Below are 6,000 nucleotides of genomic sequence, written 5' to 3'. Positions count from 1 at the left end.
CCCACTAATTCATCGACAGGCCCCCGCTCCGTGGGCGGGGCCCAGCGGTTCCTGTCCGCGTTCAGCGGCATCTCACCCCACTTCCGGCCCGCCGTCACCTGATGCCCGCACACGACTACCGAGCCGAGATGAGCATCCGCTTCGCGATCTGGGACCAGATCACCGGCGCTGCCGACCGGCCCACCACGGCCTGACCACAGGCCCGGCTCCCAAGCCCACCATGGCCCGACGCGCCGTCAGGCAGTCACACAGCCAACAACGTGACAACGCGCATCCCGTTGCCCGCGGCTGCCGCGAACCAAGGGCAGCGGCCGGCAAAGCGGAACGGCAGCCCACGGGGGCTCCCGGCCGTGACCGGGAGCCCCCGTGGGCAAGAGACGCAGGTCAGCTCATGCCCTGGAGGCGCCAGATCTGGTTCTTCTTCTTGCTCAGTGCGCTCGCGGCGTCACAGGTCCACTGGTGGATCTTCGCACCGGCCGTGGTCGAGATTTCGCTGACGTCGACGCACTTGCCACTGTGCACCGCGACCAGCTGGTAGTCCTTGCTGTTGCCGAGCGCGGTGACCGGGTTGAGGGTGAACATCTGGTGGGTACCACCGTTGCAGGTGTACTGGATGACCGCCGCACCGTCCGCCGTGGAGGCGTTGTTCACGTCCAGGCACTTGCCACTGTGCTGGTTGACCACCGTGTACGTGTTGGCCCGCCCGGCCACCGGCTTCAGGTCGAGCATCTGCTGGTAGCCGCCCTCACACGGGTACTGCTGGTACTGCGTGCCGTTGGCGGTGCTGAGGTTCGTGTCGTCCAGGCACTGACCACTGTGCTGCACCACCGCCACCGTCGACACGGTGGTGTTGGACGGCGGCAGCAGCGTCACGGTGTAACTGTCCGAGGCGTCCGTCCACGGCACGCTCACCGACGCCGCGTTCCCACTCACCGTCAGCGTCTGGTCGGAGACCGTCACCGGCCCGCTCACCGCACCGCCACCGTTGTTCGGAATCCGCTGCACGATCGCACGGACCCGGCCGCTCTCCACGACCGACGTCGTGTCCAGCCGGTTCAGACCGACCGTCACCGTGCCGGTGTTGCCGTTACTGCCCAGCAGGATCTTCGCGTTGCGGACGCTGTTGTCCTTCGTCGCCACACCGTCCGTGTTCGTGCCGGCCGTAACCTGCACGACGTTCCCGGTCTGGGAGCCGTAATAGCGGTACAGGAACCACTCGCCCAGGGGCAGATACTGGCCGGCACTGTTCTTCGTCAGCAGCCTCGCCTCGTTGTCGTGCAGACCGCTCCCCGACGCCCAGTTGGCGCGCATACCGTCCACCCCCGCACGCTCCAGACGCGAGATGTACCAGCCACCACGGCCCGGATTCTGCTCGTTGCTGACGCCGTACTCGTTGACCTGGTACGGGCGGGTGTTGGTCAGGCCCGCGGCGGCGAGGGTGGAGTCGGCACGGGCGACGTCGGTGACCGGGTCGCTGGGCAGGGCGTGCCAGCTGTAGATGTCGGGGGCGACGTTGTTCGCCTTGACGTAGGTCAGGTAAGCGGTCCACCAGGTGTTGGACGAGTTCGGCGTTTTGGAGATGCTGGGGCCCACGATCAGCTGATCAGGGAAAGCCGACCGCACGCGGGCGTGGAACCGCGACCACATCTGCAGGTACTGGGTCTGCGACGGAGCCCAGAAGTTGCTGCCGTCGGGTTCGTTCCACAGGTCCCACTGAACGGTCATGTTGTTGGCCTGGACGTCGCTGATGAGCTGGGTGACGAAGGCGTCGAACTGTGTCCAGTCACCGTTGTCGCCGGGCCAGCCCTGATCGGTGTATCCGTCGGCGCCCCACAGGTCATGCGGGAGGAGGACGAAGGTGCCGCCGAGGGCGACGGTCCGCTTGTACTGGGCCAGCGTGGCCTTCCAGCGGGTCTGGTAGTCGGCGAGGCCGGTGGCGTAGCCGCCGCTGTTGAGCTGTGCGCCGCCGGCCCGCATGAACTTCCACTTGATGTCCCGGAAGAAGTGGTCCTGCGGCAGGGAGCCGTCCGACGTCATCCCGTAGATGGTGCCCGAGGCTCGGTAGGTGGGAGCGCCGCCGGCCGTGGAGAAGTCGACCGCGACGGTGGTGTCGGCTGCCTGGGCCGACGTGCTGGGGACGAGGACGGCCGCGACTGACGCGCACAGCACGGCGAGTGTGGCGGTCCTGCGCAGGCGCCGGCCTGCGGCGGAGCTCCGCCCGCCGCTGTGTCCGGGCGGAGCGGGTATGCGAGGCATGGTCATGTGGTCTCCCTGGAAGGTGGGTGACATCTGGGCACGGTGGGCCCGGACGGTCTTCGGCAACCGCCGTCCTGGCAAGTGCGGGTGTCGGAGTTGATGAGGTGTCGCCGAGGAGAAGAGGGCGGTCGGTCCGGATGGGGCCGGCGGCCCAAGTGCTCGGCGTCTTCCGCTGCCCGTCCTGCAGCGGGTGCGCAGGGACGGGTCAGGCCCACGGCGAGACTGCCTTGAAGGAACTGTCGTCGGGGAACACGCTGGTGGGCGGGGCGGCACGGGAACCGTCGGTGCGGGCGGCCCAGGGTCGGCCGTGGAGGGGCGGTTCGACGAAGGGGTAGAGGACCTCCGAGTGGGTCACTGAGTCCGGCAGAGCGCTCTCGTCCTGGTGGTCGAACGGCAGGGATGTCCGGCCACCGCGTCCCTGAAGGCGGCGAAGGCGCGCTCCGCGGCCTGCACGACCCGGTCGGGCGTCCCCCGAAGAGACGTACGGGCGATCGTGAGCCGTCCAGTTCCTCGACGGCCGCTTCCCGGACTCCCCGGTGTCTGCGGTGATCGTGAGGCCGCGGTCGCCGCCGCCGAGGGCCTGACTGCCGGGCACTTCGGTGAGGGAGCCGGACAGCACGGTGATCCCGTAACGGCACCCGGTCTCGTACGAGGTGAAGGTGTGCGCGCCGGCCACCGGGTATGGCGTACTGGAAGACAACGTAGGTCGCGAGGCCGGTGAAGGTCGCGTCGCCCCGGACGAAGGAGCGGACTGTGTCGGGGTCCGCGGGTAGGCGAAATGGAGGGCCACCGGGGCGAGAAAGAACCAGGCGGCCCACTGCTGCGAGGGGAAGGCGGCGCCGTGGCGCGGTGCGTGCCGGGGTCGGGGCGGCGTGGGCCGCCCCGTTCCGGTCGCACACGCCGGCGGGTCCGGCAGGCGGGTCGTGCGGTTCATCAAAAAGCCCTGAACGTCGGTTACTTGACGGCGTCCTGCGCCGCGGTGAGCGCGTCCTTCGGGGACTGGGACCCGCTGAGGGCGGACTGGACCGCCTTCCAGAGCTGCTCCGAGATCTTGGGGTACTGGGTGCCGAGGTCGTCGCTGGTGCGTCCCTTGGCCGCCTTGACCGCGTCGACCCAGGGCTTGAGTTTCGCGTCCGCCGCCACCTGCTTGTCCTGCACCTCGCTGGTGGGAGCCACGTAGGACAGGGTGGTGTCGGTGTCGTAGAGGTTCTCGGTGCTGGTCAGGCACGACACCAGCTTCTGCGTGGTGGCATAGCGGCCGGTGTCGCCCTGGACCGGAACGGTGACGAACTCGCCGCCGGTCGGCGCCGAGGCGTTGCCCCCGTTGGCACCCGGGATGGGCAGGACGCCGTAGTCGAAGCCCGCCTTCTCGGCGTTCGCCAACTGCCAGGTGCCGTTCTCGGCGAACGCGTAGTCGCCGCTCGCGAACTCCTGCCAACTGGTGGTCTGGGTGTTGTTGATCACCGAGTTGGGGGCGTATCCCTTCTTGAGCCAGTTGGCCCACAGGGACACTGCCGAGACGCCCTGGGAGGAGTCGAGGTCGGTGAGCTGCGCGCCCGAGCCCCAGAACCAGGGCAGGAACTGGAAAGTGCCCTCTTCCGTTCCGATCGCCGAGAAGGTGATGCCCTTCTTGCCTGCCTTGTCGACCTTTTTCAGCGCCGCGGTCAGTGACTTCCAGTCCGTGACCGAGGCGATGTCCACGCCCGCGGTCTTGAGGACGTCCTTGTTGTAATAGAGGGCAAGGGTGTTGGCGCCGATGGGCATGCCATAAGTCTTGCCGCCCGCCTGACCGGCCGCGAGCAGGTTGGGGTCCACCTTCGAGGTGTCCACCTTGTTCTCGTCGGTCGTGGTGAGTGCCCCCGCCTCGGCGAGGGTCGACACCACCGGGTTGTCGACGATGAGCACGTCCGCGGAATTGTCCTGCTGCGCCGCCAGCAGGGCCTTGTTCGTCAGGTCACTGGTGTCGAACGCCGTCCGCTTGATCTTCACCCCGGCCTCGGTGCCGCAGGCGTCCAGCAGCTTCGCCCAGTCCGAGTCCTTGGCGAACTGCGGGTAGGGGTCCCAGATGTTGTAGCTGCCGCTGTCGCTCCCCGTCGCGGACTCACTGTCGCCGGACGAGCAGGCGGTGGTACCGGCCGTAAGGGCGACAACGGTCATGGCCGCGGCGGTGAGACGCCGTCTGGTGGGTCTGTTCACGGGACGTTCCTCTGGTTTTGGGCATATGCATGCCAGGGAGACGGAGGGGCAGGGCCCCGGCCGAGCAGCGCCGCGCAGTCCGCGGACGGCCGCTCACCCGGTGGCGGGAAAGGGATGTGCGGGAGGGAAGGCACGATCCCCGGGGTGAGGGGATGCAGGAGGCGGCCGGTCAGGCCTTCGAGGGGCCCGGTGCTGGGACGGAAAGAGATCGGCGGGGCGAGCAGGTGATGCCGGGCCGGTGCGTCGGGCGTTCGAGCCGCTCGACGGCGAGGCGGCCCATCTGCTCCGCCGGCACGTCCGCCGCGGTGAGCTGCGGAGTCACCGTCTGGGCCATCGGACGGCGACGCCGACGACGACCGAGAAGTCGCGCGGCGCATGACGGCCCGCCCGGGCCAGGCCCCGTAGAGGCCGCCCAGCGCTGCCTCGTTCAAGGTGACCAGGGCCGTGGTGGCGGGGTCCTCGTGCAGGATCCGCTCCAGGCAGGCCAGGCCCCTGAAGGCGTCGTCCCCACAGAGGTACGTCCGGACGGTCAGCCCGCGCTCCGCGGCGGCTTTGGTGACGCCGTCGAGGCCTCTGCGCACGGACTCATAACCGGTGCGCAAGAGCCGCTCGGGCCGGTTGACGATGGCGATTGCGCGATGGCCCAGGTCCGCGAGGTGGTGCGCCCAGACCGCCGCGAGCGCCGTGTGGTCCATGCCGACCCACCAGCCGGCCTCCCGCTCCGCGAGGCGGGCCGATGCAGACGGTGGGGAGGTTCTCGGTGGCGAGATGGTCCACCCGGTCGTCCTGCAACCGGATCTCCATCAGGGTCGCGCCGTCGACGCGTCGCTCCTCCAGCAACCGCTGGAACGAGCGACCGTTGTCCACACCGCTCGATGAGAGCAGCACGTCGTGGTCGTAGGCGCCCGCGGCCTCCACCACGCTGCCGGGGAAGTCGAGCTGTTCCGGTGCGGTGGTTCCCGGCCGGCGGGAAGACCGGACCGATGGTGCTGGTCCGGCCATCGGCCAGGGCACGTGCGCTGGTGTCCGACGGGTATCCCAGGTCGTCCATGACCCGCTGCATCCTTCTGACGAGTGTCGTCCGACACCGGCTGCTGGTCGCTCGGCGCGTACCAGGTGCTCCGCGAGCCACCGGCCCGCTGGGCGATCTCACCGATGTTCACGGCACTCACCTCGTGGGAATTCATCGAACCGGTGTGCCGCCTGCCGAGAGGGAGGGGGCGTGCCGGTGTGGGGCGCAGAAAATGCGAGTGGGCGGCGATCCAGCTGTCGAACCGGTTCGCGTGAAGGGAACGTAAGAGCTGACCGCACGGGTGTCAATGCCTTGGCCGCGCTTCCTGAAACACGCCGGAAACCGGTACGGGCGGATCGGGACCTTCAGCCAGGCCCCGCATCCCTCGCTTTCACCAGGCAGATCGTCGATCGGCTCACGGCGCACCTGACATCCGCCCGCACCCGGGAGGGAACCCGTGTCCGAAGTATTGCTGGCGCGGTTCGCCGGTGCTAGCTTCCAGCGAACCGGTTCGATGGATGGGCGTACAGCAGCCC

The 6,000-nt window shown here is 68.8% G+C and carries 3 protein-coding genes and 2 pseudogenes; 1 reads left to right on the top strand and 4 read right to left on the bottom strand.

Features of this window, described 5'->3' with window-relative positions:
* Nucleotides 1–194: pseudogene (locus I8N67_RS04600) on the top strand (IS6 family transposase); the annotation flags it as partial.
* 190 nt (nt 195–384) lie between these two features.
* Here the strand turns inward: I8N67_RS04600 and I8N67_RS04595 are convergent.
* The 4 genes and pseudogenes from I8N67_RS04595 to I8N67_RS42275 form a co-directional block, all read right to left on the bottom strand.
* Nucleotides 385–2,262, bottom strand: coding sequence for an RICIN domain-containing protein (locus tag I8N67_RS04595; RefSeq protein ID WP_234045021.1), 1,878 nt, complete (start codon nt 2,260–2,262; stop codon nt 385–387).
* 199 nt (nt 2,263–2,461) lie between these two features.
* On the bottom strand, nt 2,462–2,932 hold the full coding sequence (locus I8N67_RS04590) for a hypothetical protein (RefSeq protein ID WP_200301274.1): 471 nt from the start codon (nt 2,930–2,932) through the stop codon (nt 2,462–2,464).
* Nucleotides 2,933–3,210: 278 nt separating this feature from the next.
* Nucleotides 3,211–4,413 carry a sugar ABC transporter substrate-binding protein gene (locus I8N67_RS04585; protein ID WP_234045062.1) on the bottom strand — a complete coding sequence of 401 codons (1,203 nt, stop codon included), beginning with the start codon at nt 4,411–4,413 and terminating at the stop codon, nt 3,211–3,213.
* A 218-nt stretch (nt 4,414–4,631) separates the two neighbouring features.
* Nucleotides 4,632–5,615: pseudogene (locus tag I8N67_RS42275) on the bottom strand (LacI family DNA-binding transcriptional regulator); the annotation flags it as partial.
* Nucleotides 5,616–6,000: the final 385 nt, after the last annotated feature.

The sequence above is a fragment of the Streptomyces adelaidensis genome, assembly GCF_016598475.1.
GTDB lineage: Bacteria > Actinomycetota > Actinomycetes > Streptomycetales > Streptomycetaceae > Streptomyces > Streptomyces adelaidensis.
The sequence above is the reverse complement of the archived record's forward strand: the minus strand, read 5'-3'. Positions and strand labels throughout refer to the sequence as shown.

Excerpts from the sequence above, each read along its gene's own strand:
- I8N67_RS04595 (WP_234045021.1), bottom strand. The coding sequence starts at position 2,262 with ATGACCATGCCTCGCATACCCGCTCCGCCCGGACACAGCGGCGGGCGG.
- I8N67_RS04585 (WP_234045062.1), bottom strand. The coding sequence starts at position 4,413 with ATGACCGTTGTCGCCCTTACGGCCGGTACCACCGCCTGCTCGTCCGGC.